Genomic DNA, 20,691 nt, shown 5'->3' on the forward strand with positions numbered 1-20,691 from the left:
GGCTTCTTTATTAGATAAGTCCTATGACTACGAATTCTGAATCTTCTACGCCGGAAGCCACCACCGCGCCGGAAGCCACCGCTGCAACGGAAAGCGCTTCGCAGCCACCTGTAGCTGAGAAGCGGCCCGTTTCGGTCACGCATCACGGCCATACTCGCACGGATGAATACGAATGGTTGCGGAACTCGGAAGACCCTAAGGTCATCGAGCATCTCGAGGCTGAGAACGCATACGCCGATGCCGTCACCGCTGCGCAGAAGCCTCTGCGAGACGCAATCTATGAAGAGATCGCGGCACGCGTCGTACAGACGGATGTTGCGGTCCCGAAGCGTTCGCGCGGCTGGTGGTACTACGCTCGGACGGTTGAGGGATCGGCGTATCCGATCCACGCACGCGTCAAGGCCGCGGACACCGGGAACCTAGCCGCGGACTGGACTCCGCCAGCCCTCAAGCCAGGCGAGCCAGTCGAGGGCGAAGAGATCCTCGTGGACGGCAACGCGCTCGCCGAAGGCCACACGTTCTTCGCGCTTGGCGGGCTCGATGTGTCCCTCGACGGCACCAAGCTGGTTTATGCCGCGGACTTCACAGGCGATGAACGCTTTACTGTGTTTGTTAAGGACCTCACGACGGGGCAGTTGCTTGCCGACCGCATCGAGGGCGCGTTCTATGAGCCGGTTTTCACCCCGGACGGGCAACGCATCGTCTACACGGTGGTGGATGAGACGTGGCGCCCGCACCAGATCAAGGTCCACACGATCGGCACGGATACGGCCGAAGACACGGTCTTGTATCAAGAGGATGACGCCCAGATGTGGCTCGGTGCGGCACCGAGCGATGATGAGCAGGACCTCGTGATCGTAGCCGGTAACTCCGAATACGCTGAGACCTGGATCTGGGAAGGCATGGAGGCTGGAACCGAGCCGCGTCTTCTGGTTTCACGCGAAGAGCGCATCCTCAACAGCGTGGCCCCGGTGACGGTCGATGGCCGCCGCCAGGCCCTCATCCTCCACGATGCGGAGGCTCCGAACGGCCGCCTCGACATCGCGGACCTCGCAACGGTCACGGACCGCTCCACGTGGCGTCCGGTGATCGCCGAGCACCCCGAGACCAAGCTCAACAGTCTAGAAACAACCAGCACCCACGCTGTGCTTTCGGTCCGCGCTGAGACGACCCCACGCATCCGCATCTTCCCGCTGACCGCGCTCAGCGATGAAGCTCTCGCCTCTGGTACAGAGCTGGAGTTCTGGGAGCCGCTTATTGAAGACGCGGGCGATGCCCCGGTTGCGGTCGAAGCGAGCTCGAACAGCTTCGAAGCACCCGTGATCCGCTTGCAGAAGGCAAGCGACACCACCCCAAATCAGACCTACGATGCGGACCCAGCCACTCGCGAATGCCGGCTTCTGCACACCGGGCCGGTCAACAACTACTCACCGGAAGACTATGTTGCGACCCGCGAGTGGGCCACCGCCCGCGATGGCGAGCAGATCCCGCTCACGGTCTTGCGGCGCCGCGATGTGAAAGCTGACGGCACGGCTCCGACGATCGTGTACGGCTACGGCTCCTACGAAATCTCGAACGACCCCCGCTTCGGCTACATGGTCCCGAGCCTGTTGGACCGCGGCGTCGTGTTCGTGACCGCGCACATCCGCGGCGGCGGCGAGCGCGGCCGGCACTGGTACCTCGATGGCAAGAAGCTCAAGAAGGAGAACTCCTTCAATGACTTCGTGGACGCGACCCGCTGGCTCATCGAGGCCGGATGGGCTGATCCAAAGCGCATCGCCGCATTCGGCGGTTCGGCGGGCGGCCTACTCATGGGGGCTGTGCTGAACCAGGCGCCGGAGCTCTACCAGGCGGTCTTGGCAGCGGTTCCGTTCGTTGACCCGCTGACCTCGATCCTGGACCCAGACCTTCCTCTTTCAGCACTCGAATGGGAAGAGTGGGGCAACCCGATCGAGGACGAAGAGGTCTACCGCTACATGCTCGGCTACTCCCCTTACGAGAACATTACGAAGCAGGACTACCCGCTCATCGCGGCCCGCACATCGCTGCATGACACGCGCGTTCTCTACGTTGAGCCAGCCAAGTGGGTTCAGCGTTTGCGCGAGCACACGACCTCCGACAAGCCAGTGCTATTCACGTGTGAAATGCACGGTGGACACGGTGGGGCCTCCGGGCGTTACGAGCTGTGGAAGGACCGTTCGTGGGAGTACGCGTTCATGCTCAGCGCGATCGGCATCACGCAATAGGCACGATGCGCGCCAAGTGAGCTCAGCCCGCTGATATATGTCTGGCCCGGCAACGTGATTTTTGACACGTTGCCGGGCCAGTCTTAAGATCGAATAACCGACCGTTCGTTCAGGCTGGATGAATGAGCTTGCCTTAAACCCACCCCGAACACGGCCGGGATAGCCTACGCGCCGCCCGCCGGCGCACACCGATTCCGTACACCGATCCAACATCCAGCGTTGCCGAACCAGCGCTTGAATGTATACCGATGTGAAAGAGTGCGTCGATGACAGAAACGAACACCGAGCTCGGCTCGCGTCTGGCTAAGCACCACAAGATCCTCGAATTCGATCACTGCACCCACTGGATGGGGATCGAGCCAATCAAAGTTGGGCCCGGCTACGCAGAAGTCGAGATGACGCCCCGCAAAGAGATGCTCAACGGTTTCGGCATCGTTCAAGGCGGAATGCTCTTCACCTTCGCCGACGTCGCGTTCGCTATGGCCTGCAACGAACCAGCAGGCTCCGAAACCAGCTACACCGTCGCCCAGGGTGTTGACGTGAACTTCCTCAAGCCAGGCTTACCCGACCTCCCGCTGCGAGCCGTCGCCCGCGTCGTGAACCAAGCCGGCCGCTCCGGGCTCTACGACATCACCGTGACCCAACAGCGTGCCGACGGTTCAACCGAAACCATCCTCGAGTTCCGGGGCCGCTCCCGCACCATCAACGCAGCCCCACCAACCGTGCGCTAACCAACCCGCGCCAGCCCGCCCCACCACAGACTTTTACAGACCTAGAAGACGCCCCTATCTCCCCGCCAGGAGGACACCATGTCAAAGATCGCTCTCTCCGATCAGGGTCAGCTGGACCCAGAAGAGAAAATGAGCGCGGATCAGATCCGCGAACTCCAGACCGAACGCACCGCCAAGATCCTCAAGTACGCGTACGAAAACGTTCCGCTGTACACCAAGAAGTTCGATGACCAGGGCGTACACCCTGACGACTTCAAGGAACTGTCCGACCTCGCGAAGTTCCCGTACACAACCAAGGAAGACCTCCGCATCACCTACCCGTTCGGTATGTTCGCTGTACCGATGGAGCAAGTCTCCCGCATCCACGCCTCCTCCGGAACCACCGGCCGAGCAACCGTGGTCGGCTACACCAAGAACGACCTCGACACGTGGGCACGCCTGGGTGCACGCTGCTTCCGTATGGCTGGTGTCCGCCCAGGCATGAAGGTCCACAACGCCTACGGCTATGGCCTGTTCACCGGCGGCCTCGGCGCACACGCCGCGATCGAAGCGGTCGGCGCAACCGTCATCCCTATGTCTGGCGGCCAGACCGACAAGCAGATCACCCTGATCGAAGACTTCAAGCCAGACGCGATCGCATCGACCCCAACCTACCTGCTGACCATCGGTGACGCGATGCAGAAGAAGGGCCTCGACCCACGCAAAACCTCGCTGCGCTACGCGATCCTCGGCGCTGAGCCGTGGACCCAGGAAATGCGCGACGAGCTTGAGGACATGTTCGATCTCAAGGCATCCGACATCTACGGCCTCTCCGAAGTCATGGGCCCAGGCGTCGCCGGCGAAAACTACGAACTGCAGGACGGCTCCCACATTTGGGAAGACCACTTCGCCCCAGAAATCATCGACCCATTCGATGAGCGCCGCCAGCTCGCAGACGGCGAAGAAGGCGAACTCGTCTTCACGACCCTCACCAAGGAGGCCCTCCCGGTCATCCGCTACCGCACGCACGACCTCACACGTCTGCTGCCGGGTACCGCACGCGAAGGCCACCGCCGCATCGGCCGCATCTCCGGCCGCTCCGACGACATGATCATCCTGCGCGGTGTGAACCTGTTCCCGTCCCAGATCGAAGAGCTCATCTTCAAGGTCGAGGGCCTCTCCCCTCACTTCCAGCTCGAGATCACCCGACCAAAGCGCATGGACGAACTCACCGTCAAGGTCGAACGCCGCGACGACTGTACGAGCGACCGCGCCGAGGAAGCCGGCAAGGAACTGCAGCGGCTCATCAAGATCCACATCGGGTCTTCCTGCCGCATCGACGTCGTCGATCCAGCCACCCTGGAACGTTCGATGGGTAAGCTCAAGCGCATCTACGACCTGCGCAACCAGTAAAACCCTGCCCTACCCGCTAAGGTAGGTCACAGAGGAGGGGTGGCTTCCGTTCCAACGACGGAAGCCACCCCAACACGCTTAAAGCCCACGGCTACCACCCACACGGGCTAAAGATCAAGGACAGCACACATATGACGAGCACCCCCGGAACTGACCCCCGCTCTGACCCCCGCTCCGAACTCCCTTCAGAGCCAGCGGCGGGAACCGGCGCGCGCCGCGGACGCCCCGGCTACGACACCGCAACGGTGCTGCGCATATGCGTCGACATGTTCACCAAACACGGCTACGACGCAACCAGCATGGGGATGCTCGCCGAACGGCTCGGCATCTCCAAGTCAGCGATCTACCACCACGTGCCATCCAAACTCGACATCCTCCGCCAAGCCCTCGACGCCGCGCTCGATCCGCTCGAAGAAGCGTTCCAGCAGCATCTGGCCAACCCCGAACCCACAGCGCTAGCGACGCTGCGAGCGCTCATGGCCGAAACCATCGAGGTCCTCATCGAGCGCCGCCCCTACGTCCTGCTCCTGCTACGGTTGCGCGGCAATTCCGAGATCGAAGTCGCAGCGATGCAGCGCCGCCGCAAGCTCGACCGGCTCACCGCAACCATCGTCGAGCAAGCCATCGCCGAAGGCAGCATCCGAGGCGACCTGAACCCCGGCAACGTTGCCCGCTACATGTTCGGTACCATCAACTCGCTCGTGGAATGGCTGCGTGTGGATGACTCGATGTCCACCGAAAGCGCCAAACGCGGCGTTATCTCACTGCTATTCGAAGGCCTCGAAACCTCCCGTCCAACCCTGCAATAGCCCACTCGATAGAATGGACCCTTGTGGATCACCTGATTTCTGAGCTTTCCGGCGCGCCCGCCGGTAGCGTGTCCTCCAACTTGACCCTGCTGAACATCGGTTTCCTCGTCTTCGTCGCGATCGGCAACCTCATGCTTGCTCACCGCAACGAACTCGGTTGGTGGTTCAGCATGCTCGGAACGTTCTTCGGTTTCATCTCGGTGGCCCTCTACCCGGGTAGCGCCAACTGGATGCTCTTGCTCGGCGCGGTGCCGCTGTTCGCCGTTGGCGCGGTGGGTCTTGCTTTGTGGGCTAAGCATCCGCTGGCAGGTAAGTTCACCCGCTCGGTACCGGTCGCGAACTTCTCGATTATGGGCGCGATCATGCTGCTCATCTACACGGGCGTGGTAGCGCTTCTGCAGTTCGGCCCAGACCTTGCCTATCCGCAACTGATCTTCTCCGAAACCATGCACATCGCGTGGCTGAACTTTGGTCTCAACGCCCTCATCATGGCGGGCTTGCTCGGTGTCGCTTTCGGATCACGATGGGCGTGGTCGCTCACCGCGATCGGCGGCATCGGCATGACCGTGGCCTCCGCACTGCTGCCACACCTGACCGGTGGGCCGCAGCCGCTGCTGAGCCAACTGTTCGGTATGGTCTTGGTGACCATCAGCGCGATCTATGCGTGGCTCATGTGGTTCCGCCCAACCCCAGAACCCCTCCCGCAGCCGGAAGACGAAGACGACGAAGACTAAAGCGGCCTTCGCCGCTAGTCGGTCTCTGCAGCATGGCCTGCTCTCACGACCTAGCTTGTTCCTGTAGCGCGGCTTGTTGGCAATATTTATTGCACGATTAGAAATCTCTACAAGTTAAACCTCGTCACACAAGACACGATTTCACCTTTTTGCCTCAAAACCTGCAAAAGTGTCTGTAACGCAAGAACCACCTGTGCCATGTGGGCCGGTGGCAGGAACACCTAGTGGGAGGTCTCTATGTCCAAGCCGCAGGCAGTTGAGCAATCTGCTGGCCACCTCATCGTCGAATCGCTCAAGGCCCACGGTGTAGAACGCACCTACGTGGTCCCGGGTGAAAGCTACCTCGATGTGCTCGACGGGCTCTACAACTCCGGCATCGAAAGCATCGTGTGCCGCCACGAGGGTGGGGCAACCTACATGGCTGAGGCGGAAGGCAAGCTCAACCAGGTCCCCGGTGTCGCGATGGTGACCCGCGGGCCGGGCGCAGCTAACGCACACGTCGGCCTGCATACCGCATGGCAGGACTCGACCCCGCTCGTATTGTTCGTTGGTTTGATCCCGTTCCAGCACCGGGACCGCGAAGCGTTCCAGGAATTCGACCCTAAGGCGTGGTTCGGTACCGGCGCCAAGCGCGTCATGGTCCTCGACCACCCGGAGCGTGCCTCGGAGATCGTAGCCGAGGCGATGTTCGCCGCGGTTTCTGGCCGACCCGGCCCGGTCGTCGTTGGTCTTCCGGAAGACGTGATCCGCGAGAAAGTCTCCGTTCCGGTGCACCCACCGATCCCGGTGGCAACCGGAGGTATGACGGTTGAGGACTGGAAGTCGCTGAAGTCCGCGCTGCTGGAATCGGAGAAGCCGCTGTTCGTGTTCGGCGGTAACGACTGGAGCGAGGAAGGCGCTAAGACCTTCACCGCATGGCTTGAAGACCACCAGCTCGCAGCGGCCGCTGAATGGCGCTGCGAAGGCCTCGTGCCGTTCTCTTCCCCGTCCTATGTTGGCCCGATCGGCTACGGACGTCCACGCCCCACCTATGACCTCCTCGAAGAGACCGACCTGCTCGTGTTCGTCGGAACCGTGCCGGGCGACGTCATCACTGACGGGTTCAACATCCGCCAGAATTGGGAGCAGAAGAACTTCATCGTCTCAATCGACCCGTCGCTGCGCGGCCGCTCCGGCCCAGTGACCCACCAGATCGTCGCTAAGCCAGACACGTTCGTGCGCGACCTCGTCCGCATGGATCTGGATGTGAAGCCTGAATGGAAGGCGTTCACCCAGCGCATGCGCGGCGAACAAGAGAAGTTCGCTACCCTTCCAGAGGCCTCGACCCGCAACGAACAAGCCACGATGGATGCCCTCATGGCGCACCTGGTCCCTGCACTGCCGGAGAACGCTATGGTGACCCTCGGCGCTGGCGAGCACACCAACTGGGCGCACCGCTACTTCCCTACCGAGTTCTATACCGCGATGATCTCCGCACGCAACGGCTCGATGGGGTATTCGATCCCGTCCGCGGTGGCCGCCAAACTGGATAAACCAGAGCGTTTCGTCGTGACCATCGCAGGTGACGGCGAGTTCCTCATGAACGGCCAAGAGCTCGCAACTGCCGCCCAGTACAACGCCGCGATCCTCGTGGTGGTGATGGACAACGCCGAATACGGCACCATCCGCACCCACCAGGAACGCCAATACCCAGAGCGTGTATCCGGTACCCAGTTGAAGAACCCGAACTTCGCGAAAATGGCGGATGCTTTCGGCGGTAAGGGGTTCCTCGTTGAAACCAACGACCAGCTCCCAGAGGCCGTCAAGAACGCCGTGGAAACCGTTGAAGGCGGGCAGTTCGCGCTGATCCACCTCAAGGTCCCGCAGCGCCACAAGGCTTACTAAGCGGCGAAGCCGTCGCGCCTACTAAGCGGCAAAGCCACGGTGCCTACTAAGCGGACTTGAACGTTGAAGGGGCGTGCCAGCTAGCTGGCTGGCACGCCCCTTACGTGTGTCTATGGAAGGTTACTTCCAGTCTTTATAGGTCGTGTTTTCCTTCTCGACCAGGGTCAGCACATCGTAGGTTGCCACGATGTCACCGTTCTGGTTGTGTAGCACGGCATCCCATGCGACCTCGCCGTATTCGTCGGTCACGCGTGGGGTGATGCGCTTGGCGGTCAGGGTCACACGCACCGAGTCATCGATGCCCACCGGGGTGATGAAGCGGAGGTTCTCGAGGCCGTAGTTAGCCAGCACTGGGCCCGGCTTAGGCTCCACGAACAGGCCCGCCGCCCAAGAGACCAAGAGGTAGCCGTGAGCGACGATGCCCGGGAAGAACGGGTTGGCTTCCGCTGCCTCGTCGTTGGTGTGCGCGTAGAAGGTGTCACCGGTCGTGTTCGCGAAGTCGGTGATCTCCTGGCGGGTTGCCTTACGCAGACCGGATGCGAAGCCATCCCCCACACGAAGTTCGTTGAGCGGGATGCGGAATGGGTGGCGGTACTTGTCCGAGCCGCCGAACTCTGGGTCGCCAGCCAGGCGCTGTTCCGCCCCGGTGTGCCACACGCCGGTCACGGCGGTCAGCATGTCTGGGGATCCCTGCAGTGCGGTGCGGGACATGTGGTGCTTGATAGCGCGCACGCCACCGAGCTCTTCGCCGCCACCAGCGCGGCCCGGGCCGCCGTGGATCAAGTGTGGAACCGGAGAGCCGTGGCCGGTCGAGGTCTTCATCGTGTCACGGTTGAGCACGTGCACACGGCCGTGGTGGCCAGCGATGCCCTTGGAAACCTCGGCGACGATCTCCGGGTCGTTCGAGCACACGGTCGCGACCAGGGAGCCCTCGCCCATCGCGGCCAAACGTACCGCGGAAGCTGCGTCTTCGTATTCGGCGATCGAGGAGACCGGGCCGAAAGCCTCAACCGAGTGGAGCTCAGGGGTCTCGGCGTCCTCGAAGTCGAGGATGACTGGCGACATGAACGCGCCGTCCTCAACCTTGCCGCCTTCGGCAACCAACGCATCGTCAGCGCTTTCCGGGGTTCCGTAGGCGACCTTCGCGCCGGCGTCGATGAGCTTCTGGACCGCGCCACGGACGTCCTTGAGCTGATCCATCGAAACCAGGGCACCCATGCGGGTTTCCTCAACGCGCGGATCGCCGACCTTGCCGCGCTTATCCAGCTCAGCGCCAAGCGCCTTCACAACTGCGCCCTTGAGGCCCTTCGGAACGAAGATGCGGCGTACAGCGGTGCACTTCTGGCCGGCCTTAGCGGTCATCTCAACGGCAACGGCCTTGACGAAAGCCTCAAACTCAGGGGAGCCTTCGGTCGCGTCAGTGCCGAGGATCGCTGCGTTGAGCGAGTCAGTTTCCGCGGTGAAGCGGACGCCGCCGCGGGTCACATTCGGGTGTTCACGCAACGCGTGGGCGGTGCTGGCCGAGCCCGTGAACGCGACGATGTCGCGGTAGTCGAGGTGATCGATCACGGTGCGTGCCGATCCCGTGATGAGCTGGAGCGAGCCCTTCGGGAGCAGGCCAGAGTTGATCATCTGGCGCACGACCTCAACGGTCAGCTGAGCCGACGGGGTTGCTGGCTTCACGATGGTCGGCATGCCCGCAACGAAGGCCGGAGCGAACTTCTCAAGGAAGCCCCACACCGGGAAGTTGAACGCGTTGATCTGCACCACCACGCCCGGCAGGGCCTGCATGATGTGGGTACCAAGGAAGGAGCCGTCACGCGAGAGGACCTCGACGGGGCCTTCTTCGATCACGTTCGAGTTCGGGAGCTCGCGGCGGCCTTTGGATGAGAACGTGTAGAGCGTACCGATACCGCCGTCGATATCGATCATGCCGTCACGAGCGGTGGCACCCGTCGTGAGGTTCAGGCGGTCCATTTCTTCACGGTTGGCCTGAAGGTACTGGGCGAGCTGCTTCAGAATCAGTGCACGTTCGTGCAGCGTCAGCTCGGAGAGGTTCTTCTGCCCCACTGTGCGGGCATGGTTGATCATGGCTTCAAGGTCGAGGCCCTCTGCGGAGACGGAGCCAATAGCCTCACCGGTCGATGCATCATATACCGGGGTTGCTTTGGCTTCAGCAGCCGGGGTCCACCATTCGTCGCACGCGTAACTTGGCAGAACGTCGGTCACCGTGGAAGTGCTCATAAGGATGCAACATCCCTTTCCTGAACGATCGGTCAGTTTTCCTTACCAGACTACCAGCGCATGAGTCGCAGATCACTCACAAGGCGAAACTTCTTTGGCGGCGCAAACGCACCGTCACAGCGCCGTTAATCAACGATGCGGGCCCGGTTACTACCGGACCCGCATCGTTGATCAGTTAGTAGCTAACACGTGCCTCACGTGCCAGCCGAGAGCGTTCGTTTATTTCTTGCCCCAGTCGTAGAAGCCCTTGCCGGACTTCATGCCGAGTTCACCGCGCTCAACCATGTCACGCATGATCTGCGGCGGAGCGAAACGCTCGCCTAGGGTTTCTTCGAGGTATTCGGCGATACCAAGCCGCACGTCCAGGCCCACGATGTCGGTGGTCTTGAGCGGGCCGGATGCGTGCCCGTAGCCGAGCACCATCGCGTTGTCGATGTCCTCGGCGGATGCCACGCCGGCCTCGACCATGCGCATCGCTTCGAGCGCTAAGGCGACACCGAGGCGCGAGGACGCAAAACCTGGGGCGTCCTTGACCACAACCGCGGTCTTGCCGAGCCCTTCGGTCCAGCCGCGTGCCGCGTCCACGAGCTCTTCGTCAGTCTGCTGGCCTACAACAACCTCGATCAGCTTGGACGCTGGAACGGGGTTGAAGAAGTGCAGGCCCAGGAAACGGCCTGGGCGGACCAGTTCCTTAGCGAGCCCGTCGATCGAGAGCGAGGACGTGTTCGAGGCCAAAACCGCGGTCTCGTCCATGTTCTTCTCAGCCTCCTGGAGGGTCTGGACCTTCAGATCCCAGATCTCCGGAACGGCCTCGACGACGAGCTCGCGGCCTGCAAGGTCAGCCTTGTCCGTGGAGACGCTGAACTTAGCCATCCAGTCATCAACGCTGCCGTCCAGGCCGCGGTCGATCGACTTCTGGACCGAGGTAGCGACGCGTTCAGTTGCTGCCTTGGCCGCATCGTCATTCGCTTCGATGACGATGACCTCGCTGCCGGAGGTCAAGAAACCATGCGCGATGCCGGCCCCCATACGGCCGCCACCGATCACACCAACTTGTGCTGGAAAATCGCTCATCTACGTTGCAACCTTCTACTTCTTTTGCGGTCTACTTCTTCTTGCGATCAAGGAACGCTTGCATGCGGTCGAACTTCGCTTGGGATTCGAACAGGATCGCTTGGGCGAGCTCATCGACGGCAGGGTGGGCGTCCCGCGGCATCGTGAACACGCGCTTGGAGATCCGGACCGCGAGCGGGTCTTGCTTTCCGATGCGGTCGGCGAGCGCGTGGGCGCCAGCCATGAGTTCGGATGGTTCGTGGAGTTCGGTCACGAGCTTGAGCTCGAGCGCTTCCTCTGCGTTGAGGATGCGGCCTGCGAGGATCAGCTCGAGCGCGGTTGGTTCGCCCACGAGTTCTTTGAGCCGCCACAGCGCACCCGCCGCCGCGGTGATGCCGAGGTTGGTTTCTGGCTGCCCCATCTTGACTTTAGGGGTCGCGATGCGGAAGTCGGCCGCGTAGGCGAGTTCGGCGCCGCCGCCGAGTGCGAAACCGTCGATCGCTGCGATCACTGGCATCGGGAGCCGGTGGATGCGGGAGAAGATCTGCGAGTTGATGCCGGCGAGGGCGTCTTCGCGGCGGCGTTCGCGTAGCTGGGCGATGTCGGCACCGGATGCGAAGATACCCCTCTGGCCGGTTTCTTCGTTGGCTTCTACCCCGGTGATGATGAGGATCTTCGGGGTGCGTTCGAGGTATCCGCACAGGGTATGGAACTCGTCGACCATGGTTTGGTCGATCGCGTTGAGAACCTCTGGGCGATTCATGCGTGCTACAACGCGGTCTTCGCTTTCGGTGATCTCAAGGGCCGTGAAGCCCGTTGCGTCGAAGCTCATGGTTTAGACGGCCTCCACGATGATCGCTTGCCCCTGGCCTACGCCGATGCACAGGGTTGCTAGGCCGAGTTTGCGGCCTTCGGTTTCGCCGAGTTCGCGGTCCATGCGCCCCAGGAGGGTGATGACGATGCGCGCGCCGGAGGATCCGAGGGGGTGGCCGAGTGCGATCGCGCCGCCGTCGCGGTTGACGATCTCTGGATCGAGGCCGAGTTCACGGATCGAGGCCAGCGACTGGCTTGCGAAGGCTTCGTTGATTTCGACTGCTTTAAGGTCGGAAATCTCAAGGCCGGCTTTTTTGAGTGCCTTGCGGGTGGATGGGACTGGGCCCATGCCCATAATTTCCGGCGCGAGGCCGGCGGCGGCGTTGGATACGACGCGTGCGCGTGCCTTGAGGCCGTATTTCTTGATGGCTTCTTCGGAGGCGACGATGATCGCGGATGCCCCGTCGTTGAGGCTCGAGGCGTTACCTGCGGTCACTACTTCCCCGCCCTTGACGACTGGGCGCAGCTTGGCGAGCACCTCTGGGGTCGAGCCTGGGCGTGGGCCTTCGTCGGTGTCCACGACGGTTTCATTGCCCTTGCGGTCGAATACGGAGACCGGGACGATTTCGTCCTTGAATCGGCCGGCTTCGATTGCGGCGAGCGCTTTTTCGTGGGATGCGGCGGCGAACACGTCGGCGTCTTCGCGGGAGATGTTGTACTGGCGTGCAACTTCTTCCGCGGTTTCTGGCATGGAGTAGGTGAATTTGCCGTCGCGGGAGAGTTCACCGGAGAGGAACTTAGGGTTCGGGAAGCGCCAGCCGATCGAGGTGTCGTGGACCTTGCCTGGGGTTGCGAAAGCCTTGGCTGGTTTCTCCATGACCCATGGGGCGCGCGACATCGATTCAACGCCACCTGCAACCACGATGTCGGCGTCGCCGGCTTTGATCATCTGGGTTGCCATCGCGATCGCGGACATGCCCGATGCGCACAGGCGGTTGACGGTGATGCCTGGCACGGAGTCTGGATAGCCGTTGAGCAGCCATGCCATGCGGGCTACGTTGCGGTTTTCTTCGCCTGCACCGTTGGCGTTGCCGAGGATGACTTCGTCGACTACTTCTGGGTCGATGCCTGCACGCTCGATGGCTTCTTTGATAACGAGGGCTGCCATATCGTCGGGACGGACAGAGGACAGTGCGCCTCCGTAGCGTCCAACGGGAGTACGTACGCCGCCCACCAGCATCGCTTCAGTCATGGTTCTCCTTTAGTAGAGGGTTCACACCTTGGGTAGAGGATTCACTGCCACGGTGTCATGGGTGTTTTCTTCAAGTGTTTCACGAGCCGCGGCGCAGTGGGAGATCTGTGACTATTCGGCATCATTGTGAGTAGGCTGACCGCAGGCGGCTCGTTGCTCCAATTGTTAGAAGGAATCATGTCTGTGTTGCGTCGAATCCCTTTGCTGGTGTGGGTGTTGCTCGCTATTGCGGCTAGCATCGCGTTTTCGTTACCGACCTATGGTGAGGGGGCTGAGCGGGCCTCGATTATGCCGGGCTGGCTTGCCCGGGTTTTCATGACGTATAACTCGCTGTTTTCGGGGATTCTGACGTTCGCGATCCCTCTGATCATTCTGGGCCTGGTGTTACCGGCGATCGCTGAGTTGGGTCGTGGCGCGGGCAAGCTTTTGGGGATGACGGCGGGGATCGCTTATGGTTCCACGATCGCTGCCGGTTTGTTGGCTTATGCGGTGGCTCATTCGGTGTTCCCGTTATTCTTGGGCGGTGATGCCCCAAGGATCGGTGAGGCGAGCGCGGACATCAACCCTTATTTCGCGATTGTTCAGCAGGCTTCCGAGGAGCCGGTGGTTCCGGAGATCGTGCTACCGCCAGCTATTGAGGTTTTGCCCGCGCTGGTTTTGGCGTTCATTCTGGGTTTGGGGCTCACGGCGATCAAGTCGAATGCTTTGCTCGATGCGGCGATTGATTTCCGCAAGATTGTGGACAAGCTGATCCGCAACATCATCATCCCTGGTCTCCCGTTGTTCATTTTCGGTATTTTCATGGACCTGACCCTTTCGGGTGCTGTGGGCGATGTGGTCAGAAACTTCTTGCTGGTTGCTTTGGTCGCGTTAGTTTTGACGTTGGCGGTCCTGGTTCTTCAGTATCTGATCGCTGGTGCTGTTGCGGGGCGCAGCCCGCTGCGTTCGCTGTGGAATATGCGGTCGGCGTATGTGACGGCTTTGGGTACGGCTTCGAGTGCCGCCTCGATTCCGGTCACGATTGAAGCCGCTAAGAAGAACAAGATTTCGGATCCGGTGCGTAACTTTGTGATCCCGTTGTGTGCAACGATCCACCTTTCGGGTTCGATGGTGAAGATCGTTCTGTTCTCGTTGGCTGTCATGATGCTTTCGGGTGTGGACACCGGGTTCGGGCAGTATTTGCCGTTCGTTTTGATGTTGGGTGTCATGATGATCGCCGCCCCGGGTGTTCCCGGTGGCGCGATCGCTGCCGCATCCGGTTTGTTGGGTTCGATGTTGGGCTTCAACGAGGCCCAGATCGGGTTGATGTTCGCTACCTACATCGCGCTGGATTCCTTCGGTACGGCAGCGAATGTGACCGGCGATGGCGCCATCGCGATGATCGTTGACCGTTTGGCGCGTAACCGCTCGGACAACGCAACGGTGGAGGAGCCGGAGTTCGTCGAGGAGCAGTGAACCGTCGCTGAGCCATGCCCTGCCGAGGAGTAGTAGTTCACCGAGAAATAGCTAGGCCTCTGCGCCGCCTAAACTAGGTTTCATGGCTTTAGAAGATTCCAAACACCGCGATCTCCATATCACTCGTTCGGGTCTTGAGGTGTTGCACACTCAGATCAATGGTGATATCGAGCCGGCCCCGTATAACCAGTTGTTGGGGGTGCGTTTGGTGGATGCCCGCGAGGGCGCAGTGGAGCTGACATGCCAGATGAAGCCAGAGTTTCTGAACAAGATCGGTTCGGGGCACGGCGGTTTCATTTCGAGTCTTTTGGATAACGCGTGCGGCCTGGCCGCGGATACGGTATCCCGACCGGGGCACGCTTTCACGACGATGGATCTGCATGTGCGGATGCTTCGGCCTATCACGTTGGCCTCGGGTGTGTTACGTGTTGTGGGTGAGGTGGAGAAGTCTGGCCGCTCGGTTGCGGTGACTACTGGCAAGCTATTTGCAGAAGACGGGACGCTGCTGGCTAGCGCGACGTCGAGCCTGTTCGTTTTGGACGTCTAGGAGCGTTCTGAATGTCGCTTATAGCCATTGTCTGTTTCGTCCTTGCCGGGGTTGTCGCGGTTGTGGACTGGATTCTGACTCCGCGTACTGATGATACGTGGCGTTGGGTCACGAAGGCCTCGGTTCCTGCGTTGCTGACGGCGAGCGTGGTGTTGACGGGGTTGGCTCGTCCGCATCCGGCGTGGGCGGCAACGTTTGTGGCGGGTGCGCTGTGTTTCGCGTTGCTGGGCGATCTTTTGCTGTTGGACCGCGGGCGTTTCATGTATGGTGCGTTGGCGTTCGCGGGGGCGCAGACCGTTTTGGCGGTGACGTTGGCGTGGCGTGCGTGGGCTGGGCCGGTTCAGCAGAACTCTGTCCCGGGGATCCCCGAGGGCGGCTGGACTGGCCTGGGGGTTGCCGCGGTAGTGGTGGTGGCTGGCTTCCTAGCTGTGGGGATTCGGTTGATTCGGGCCGCGCATCGTGACCGGCTGGGCCTGGTGGTCACGTTCTATATCGTGTTGATTTCAGTGATGGTTATGGCGGCTTCCCTGCATGTTCGTCAGCCTGGTGGCTGGTGGGTTATCGGGGCGGCCCTTTTGTTCTATGTATCGGATGCACTGCTGGGGTGGAAGCAGTTTGTGAGCCGGGATCAAACGAACTCGGTGGCTGTGATGGTCACGTATCACCTCGCTATCTTCGGGTTCGCGTGGTGGGCGCTACTGCAGTCTGGGGTCACAGTCTAGCCTCTGCGGCTTTTCTGCGCGCCCGGCGGCTGTGTGTTGTGTCAACTAGACTGGGCGTGTGACTGATCAAGATTCCGTTTTGCCTGAGAAGGTTTCTGACGTTTTCGACCCGAACGCGTGGCGTGTTGTTGAGGGTTTCGATTTCCAGGACATCACGTATCACCGCCAGGTTGAGCGGGATGCCGAGGGCGGCATTGTGCGTGATCTGGGTGCGGTCCGGATTGCGTTTGACCGTCCTGAGGTGCGTAACGCGTTCCGTCCGGGGACAGTTGATGAGTTGTACCGGGCGTTGGATCACGCTCGGATGACAGGCGATGTAGGGACCGTGCTGCTCACGGGTAACGGCCCGTCGCCTAAGGACGGTGGCCATTCGTTCTGCTCGGGTGGGGATCAGCGTATTCGCGGCCGTGATGGTTACCGTTATGCCGCGGGTGAGACGCGGGAGACGATCGACCCTGCGCGCGCAGGCCGCCTGCATATTCTTGAGGTTCAGCGTCTGATCCGCACGATGCCGAAGGTCGTGATCGCGGTCGTCAACGGCTGGGCTGCTGGTGGGGGTCATTCGTTGCATGTGGTTGCGGATTTGACGATCGCCTCGGCTGAGCACGGTAAGTTCAAACAGACGGATGCCACTGTTGGTTCGTTTGATGCCGGTTATGGTTCGGCGTTGTTGGCGCGCCAGATTGGGCAGAAGAAGGCGCGCGAGATTTTCTTCTTGGCTCGCGAGTATTCGGCTCAAGACATGGTGGATGCCGGCGCGGTGAACGCGGCGGTTCCGCATGCCGAGCTTGAGAAGGTCGCGTTGGAGTATGCCGCGGATATTGCGCGGCAGTCCCCGCAGGCAATTCGCATGTTGAAGTTCGCGTTCAACGCGGTCGATGACGGCATCGCGGGTCAGCAGGTTTTCGCTGGCGAGGCCACGCGCCTTGCCTATATGACGGATGAGGCCGTTGAGGGCCGGGACGCGTTCCTTGAGAAGCGTGACCCGGACTGGTCGGCTCACCCGTACTATTTCTGATCCGGTGTCTGTCTTGCCTGACGATGCGGGGCATGCGTTCGCAGATGCTGTAGCGGATGTGCGTGCAAGGCTCGCCGCCGCGCTGGATGGTACTGGGCCTGCGGTCGAGATCGTTGAGGCGCCCGCTGGCTCCATTACCGGCACCGCTGGCACAAGCACGGAAGCCGGTATCCCGTTCGTGGTCGAGCATCCGGAAGATGCGCCGGAGGGTACGGCGGCGGTGATCCGCACATCGGGCTCTACCGGGATGCCGAAGCGCACCGGTTTAGGCGCTGAGGCACTCAAGGCTTCGGCTGCCGCGACTTCTCAGCGGATCGGCTCAGGCCATTGGTTGCTTGCTCTGCCTTTGCATTATGTTGCTGGGCTTGCAGTGGCTTCGCGTGCCATACTCGCAGGCACCGCGCTGGTGACGATGGACCTGCGTTCGCGCTTCACGGTTGAGGCGTTCGCCGAAGCGACAGAAAGGCTTGCCCAAACCGCGCGCTCCCAACCGGCACACCCGCAAGCGACAGGCTCAGCAGGCGCGAACGCCTCTTCCTCGCACCCGCCGCTGTTGACATCGCTCGTACCTACCCAGCTGAGGCGCTTGTTGGAATCACCCCAGGGCGTAGAGGCGCTCAAACGCTACACAGCGGTTCTGGTGGGTGGAGGCGCTACCCCGCCGGCCACGCTCCAAAGGGCACGCGAGTTGGGCGTCCCGGTCGTTTTGACGTACGGTTCGGCAGAAACCTGCGGTGGATGCGTGTATGACGGAAAGCCGTTGCCGGGTGTTTCAATCTCGATCGATTCCGCGGGCCGGGTGAGCCTTGGTGGACCGCAGGTCGCCACGGGGTATATCGGGGACCCTGAACGTACCGAACAGCATTTCGTGACCTACTCCCCCGATGCCCGGCTAATGCAAACGCGGCCGATGCGTTGGTATGTCACGGATGACCGCGGCACGTTGCTACCTGATGGAACGCTCCAGATCCGCGGCCGGGTCGATGACGTCATCAACACTGGCGGCGTTAAGGTGTCTGCGGCTCGGATTCTCGCGGCGATCGAGTCGATGCCGTCGGTTCGTGAAGCCATCGTGGTTCCGGTCCCCCATCCTGAGTGGGGGCAAACAGTAGGGCTCATCTATTCCGGGAATGCAACCGAGGACGAGATCGCAACGGTTGTGAGGCGGCAGGTTTCAGCGGTTGCTGTGCCCCGCGTCGTGATCCAGACTGATGCGGTCCCGCGGTTAAGTAATCACAAACCGGACCGTCAAACCGCTGTTTCGCGTTTAAGCGCGCTAGTCTAGCTAGCGGGCGGGTATGTCCGCCCGCTCTCCTATCGAAAGGACCTCGTTCTTCGTGGCCACTGCCTCACAATGGATCTCTGGCGCCCGCCTCCGGACGTTGCCGATGGCTGTTTCACCGGTGCTGGTGGGTGTCGCGGCTGGTTTCGCGGCTTCGGGTACGGTCAAGTGGATTCCGGCGTTGCTTGCCCTGATGGTCTCGCTGCTGCTACAGATCGGTGTGAATTACGCCAACGACTATTCCGATGGCGTGCGCGGCACCGATAGCGAGCGTGTGGGTCCGTTCCGGCTCACCGGGTCTGGTGCGGCGAGCCCGCGGGCGGTCAAGTACGCCTCGTTCCTATGCTTCGGGCTCGCGGCCCTGGCGGGCCTGGGGCTTGTGTGGATGACACAGACGTGGGTTTTGTTGATCGTGGGGGCGCTCGCGATCGCGGCCGCGTGGGGTTATACGGGTGGTAAGAACCCGTATGGCTACCTGGGTTTGGGCGAGCTTTTCGTTTTCATTTTCTTTGGGCTCGTAGCAACCGTCGGGACAACCTACACCCAGTTGGGGTATTTGTCTGGGCATTCCTGGCTTGGCGCGATTTCGGTTGGGTTGATCGCGACCGCCTTGCTGATGGTCAACAACATCCGCGACCTACCGACTGACCGTGTTGCCGGGAAGCGGACGTTGGCGGTGCGTCTTGGGGATCGTCTTGCGCGGTTGGTCTATGTTCTGATGATCGTTGTTTCGATCGTGGGGCCGGTGGCACTCGGGTTTGTCACAAACGTGTGGTTCTTTGTGGTGTTATTGACGTTCGTGGTTGCGTTCAAGCCATGTGCGGCGGTCCTGACTGCCGAAGACCGCCGCGACCTCATCCCTGCGTTGGCTAAAACGAGCCTGATCCAGGTGGTTTTCGCTGTGCTGTTCTCGCTTGCGCTCGTGTTGCATAAGCTTTTGATGGCCTAACCGCTGGATACGGCGACGGCCGCGGATCAACGAGGAGTTGATGCCGCGGCCGCGCAGTTTAAGGCTGTTTATACGTGTAGTTCAGCGGTCTGCGAGGTCAGTGGTGTCGGCCTTGTTCTGGCGGGATGCGCTCTCTGGCACGCCGTCGTCTTCTTCACCGTCGCTGTCCCGCACGCCGTCGTCTTCTTGGGCGTCGAGGTATGCATCTTCAACGTGTTCGTCGCTTGCTGCGTCCGCCTCAGGCGCTACACCGGCGGTTTTGGTTTCGGCTTTGCGCCGGTTGAGTGCGCGGCGGAATTGTTGGCTCGCTTCAGCTTGTGCTTTGTTCATGAAGAGGAACGTCACGGCGAACGAGAAGACCGCGCCTACCACTACGGACGCGATCGCCCCACCGACCGGCCAGCGGTTGAACGCGAAAAAATAGTACACGAGCATCGAGACGCCGATCAGGATGACGGCGCGGATCAGACCCATCCAAAAAACCTTCACCGCTCTAGTCTATAGGTGAGCAGCGGGGTGCCCGTACTGGGCGCAAACTAGAATGGACGGTATGCGTTGGCTCGTCTTCATCGTTCCGCTGGTTCTTGTTTTCATTCTGTACGCGTTGTTCAACGCGATCGGCACGCCTCAGCATCGTGTGCGTTCGTTACCGAAGGGTGTGTGGATCGCTGCGATCATCGTGTTGCCAGTGGTTGGAGCGGTGCTGTGGTTGACGTTGGGCTCAGATAAGACCGCGCCGGCGCCTACTCCTCGCGGGCAGGGCCCGGATGATGATGCGGCTTTCCTTGAACGGTTGAACCTTGAGCGTGACCGCAAGAAGATGCGGCAGGATGCGTTGCGCCGCGAGAAGGAACTTGAAGCGCGTGAGGCCGCGTTGCGTGAGCGCGAGCAGGCCGCCGAACGTGACCGCCAGCGCGGCAACGCCGGAGCTGTTAACCCTGACCGTGATAGTTCAGGCCCTGGTCAGCGCGACGACGGCCAGCCAGGTAGCAACCAGCCAGGCAACGGCCAGCCAGGCGACGTTGAGGATTCCGATGGCGGTGAAAGGCCATGATCGCGCCTACTGTGTTGCTCCCTTCTGTGTGGTTGCCGTTCAATCCCACCCATTACGATGGACCGGTCACCGATAGCCAGCCGACGTGGCTGCCGGTGATTTTGGGGGCTGTGGGCGTTCTGGTTTTGATCGCGATTTTCGCGACGTTCATCGTGTGGCTGATGCGCGGTGATCGACGCGATAAAGAGGCGGGCCTGCACCTGGAGGAATCCCCGTTCTTTGAGACGCGGGAGAATCCATACGAGGAACAGTTCCGACGCAAAAACCATACCGACCAAGGCAACTCAGACAGCTAGTTATTCGATGGCCCTGTCCGACTAGCAACATCTTTAGGCGTTATGAATCTAAGCTATTTTAGAATTGGCTTTGATTAACTATAGTTTTCACGATTCTTGCTGACTAACTCTGGTTTCCTTTGAGGCCCAGCGGTAGCGTGATCTGCATCACCACCAGGTGATGCGGATTACTTACCAAACTAAAGAGGCATCATGAAAAAACCTTCTCGA

Annotated in this window: 19 protein-coding genes; 14 read left to right on the top strand and 5 right to left on the bottom strand. The window is 61.1% G+C overall.

All coding sequences use genetic code 11. From position 1 onward, the window contains the following. Positions 1-23: 23 nt before the first annotated feature. The 6 genes from HMPREF3160_RS01540 (at position 24) to HMPREF3160_RS01565 (ending at position 7,796) form a co-directional block, all read left to right on the top strand. Entirely contained in the window at positions 24-2,246 is a 2,223-nt protein-coding gene (locus tag HMPREF3160_RS01540) for a S9 family peptidase (RefSeq protein WP_070490277.1), read from the top strand. 266 nt (positions 2,247-2,512) lie between these two features. Further along, a complete protein-coding gene (locus HMPREF3160_RS01545) occupies positions 2,513-2,977 on the top strand; it encodes a hotdog fold thioesterase (protein WP_070506623.1) in 465 nt (154 codons plus the stop codon). Positions 2,978-3,055: 78 nt separating this feature from the next. After that, entirely contained in the window at positions 3,056-4,369 is a 1,314-nt protein-coding gene (locus HMPREF3160_RS01550; RefSeq protein WP_070490279.1) for an AMP-binding protein, read from the top strand. A 131-nt stretch (positions 4,370-4,500) separates the two neighbouring features. Next, on the top strand, positions 4,501-5,178 hold the full coding sequence (locus HMPREF3160_RS01555) for a TetR/AcrR family transcriptional regulator (RefSeq protein WP_070490280.1): 678 nt from the start codon (positions 4,501-4,503) through the stop codon (positions 5,176-5,178). A gap of 23 nt (positions 5,179-5,201) precedes the next feature. After that, entirely contained in the window at positions 5,202-5,912 is a 711-nt protein-coding gene (locus HMPREF3160_RS01560; protein ID WP_070490281.1) for a hypothetical protein, read from the top strand. Between the two features lie 237 nt (positions 5,913-6,149). Continuing rightward, positions 6,150-7,796, top strand: coding sequence for a thiamine pyrophosphate-dependent enzyme (locus tag HMPREF3160_RS01565; RefSeq protein WP_070490283.1), 1,647 nt, complete (start codon positions 6,150-6,152; stop codon positions 7,794-7,796). A 120-nt stretch (positions 7,797-7,916) separates the two neighbouring features. Here HMPREF3160_RS01565 and paaZ read toward each other — a convergent pair whose 3' ends face one another. The 4 genes from paaZ to HMPREF3160_RS01585 all read right to left on the bottom strand — a co-directional run bounded on the left by paaZ (position 7,917) and on the right by HMPREF3160_RS01585 (position 13,158). Beyond that, positions 7,917-10,040: a phenylacetic acid degradation bifunctional protein PaaZ gene (gene paaZ / locus HMPREF3160_RS01570; protein WP_035757901.1), complete on the bottom strand. Its 2,124-nt coding sequence runs from the start codon at positions 10,038-10,040 to the stop codon at positions 7,917-7,919. 219 nt (positions 10,041-10,259) lie between these two features. Further along, entirely contained in the window at positions 10,260-11,114 is an 855-nt protein-coding gene (locus tag HMPREF3160_RS01575; protein ID WP_070506625.1) for a 3-hydroxyacyl-CoA dehydrogenase family protein, read from the bottom strand. 31 nt (positions 11,115-11,145) lie between these two features. Beyond that, positions 11,146-11,925, bottom strand: a complete 780-nt coding sequence (locus HMPREF3160_RS01580; RefSeq protein ID WP_035757895.1) for an enoyl-CoA hydratase/isomerase family protein — start codon at positions 11,923-11,925, stop codon at positions 11,146-11,148. Positions 11,926-11,928: 3 nt separating this feature from the next. After that, on the bottom strand, positions 11,929-13,158 hold the full coding sequence (locus tag HMPREF3160_RS01585; RefSeq protein WP_070506628.1) for a thiolase family protein: 1,230 nt from the start codon (positions 13,156-13,158) through the stop codon (positions 11,929-11,931). A gap of 177 nt (positions 13,159-13,335) precedes the next feature. Here HMPREF3160_RS01585 and HMPREF3160_RS01590 point away from each other — a divergent pair, with 177 nt between their 5' ends. The 6 genes from HMPREF3160_RS01590 (at position 13,336) to HMPREF3160_RS01615 (ending at position 19,131) form a co-directional block, all read left to right on the top strand. Then, complete coding sequence (locus tag HMPREF3160_RS01590; RefSeq protein ID WP_070506630.1) at positions 13,336-14,613, top strand: dicarboxylate/amino acid:cation symporter; 1,278 nt, start codon at positions 13,336-13,338, stop codon at positions 14,611-14,613. Between the two features lie 82 nt (positions 14,614-14,695). Further along, entirely contained in the window at positions 14,696-15,160 is a 465-nt protein-coding gene (locus HMPREF3160_RS01595) for a PaaI family thioesterase (RefSeq protein WP_070506631.1), read from the top strand. 11 nt (positions 15,161-15,171) lie between these two features. After that, positions 15,172-15,882 (top strand): lysoplasmalogenase family protein, encoded by a 711-nt coding sequence (locus HMPREF3160_RS01600; protein ID WP_070490292.1) that lies wholly within the window; start codon positions 15,172-15,174, stop codon positions 15,880-15,882. Between the two features lie 58 nt (positions 15,883-15,940). Then, positions 15,941-16,900, top strand: coding sequence for a 1,4-dihydroxy-2-naphthoyl-CoA synthase (locus tag HMPREF3160_RS01605; RefSeq protein WP_070490294.1), 960 nt, complete (start codon positions 15,941-15,943; stop codon positions 16,898-16,900). Positions 16,901-16,904: 4 nt separating this feature from the next. Beyond that, positions 16,905-18,185: an AMP-binding protein gene (locus HMPREF3160_RS01610; protein ID WP_256173786.1), complete on the top strand. Its 1,281-nt coding sequence runs from the start codon at positions 16,905-16,907 to the stop codon at positions 18,183-18,185. A gap of 52 nt (positions 18,186-18,237) precedes the next feature. Then, the gene (locus HMPREF3160_RS01615; RefSeq protein ID WP_070506633.1) at positions 18,238-19,131 is read left to right on the top strand and encodes a 1,4-dihydroxy-2-naphthoate polyprenyltransferase; all 894 of its coding nucleotides are present in this window, start codon (positions 18,238-18,240) and stop codon (positions 19,129-19,131) included. 81 nt (positions 19,132-19,212) lie between these two features. On the opposite strand, the gene HMPREF3160_RS01620 is transcribed toward HMPREF3160_RS01615, so the two are convergent. Next, positions 19,213-19,620 carry a hypothetical protein gene (locus HMPREF3160_RS01620; RefSeq protein WP_141739779.1) on the bottom strand — a complete coding sequence of 136 codons (408 nt, stop codon included), beginning with the start codon at positions 19,618-19,620 and terminating at the stop codon, positions 19,213-19,215. Between the two features lie 61 nt (positions 19,621-19,681). Between HMPREF3160_RS01620 and HMPREF3160_RS01625 the strand changes: the two genes are divergently transcribed. Both HMPREF3160_RS01625 and HMPREF3160_RS01630 read left to right on the top strand, forming a co-directional pair. Further along, on the top strand, positions 19,682-20,185 hold the full coding sequence (locus HMPREF3160_RS01625) for a PLD nuclease N-terminal domain-containing protein (RefSeq protein ID WP_070506638.1): 504 nt from the start codon (positions 19,682-19,684) through the stop codon (positions 20,183-20,185). Next, entirely contained in the window at positions 20,182-20,481 is a 300-nt protein-coding gene (locus HMPREF3160_RS01630; protein WP_070506639.1) for a hypothetical protein, read from the top strand. The genes HMPREF3160_RS01625 and HMPREF3160_RS01630 overlap by 4 nt, the downstream gene beginning before the upstream one ends. Positions 20,482-20,691: the final 210 nt, after the last annotated feature.

It is taken from the genome of Arthrobacter sp. HMSC06H05 (assembly GCF_001807395.1).
Taxonomy (GTDB): Bacteria; Actinomycetota; Actinomycetes; order Actinomycetales; family Micrococcaceae; genus Pseudoglutamicibacter; species Pseudoglutamicibacter albus.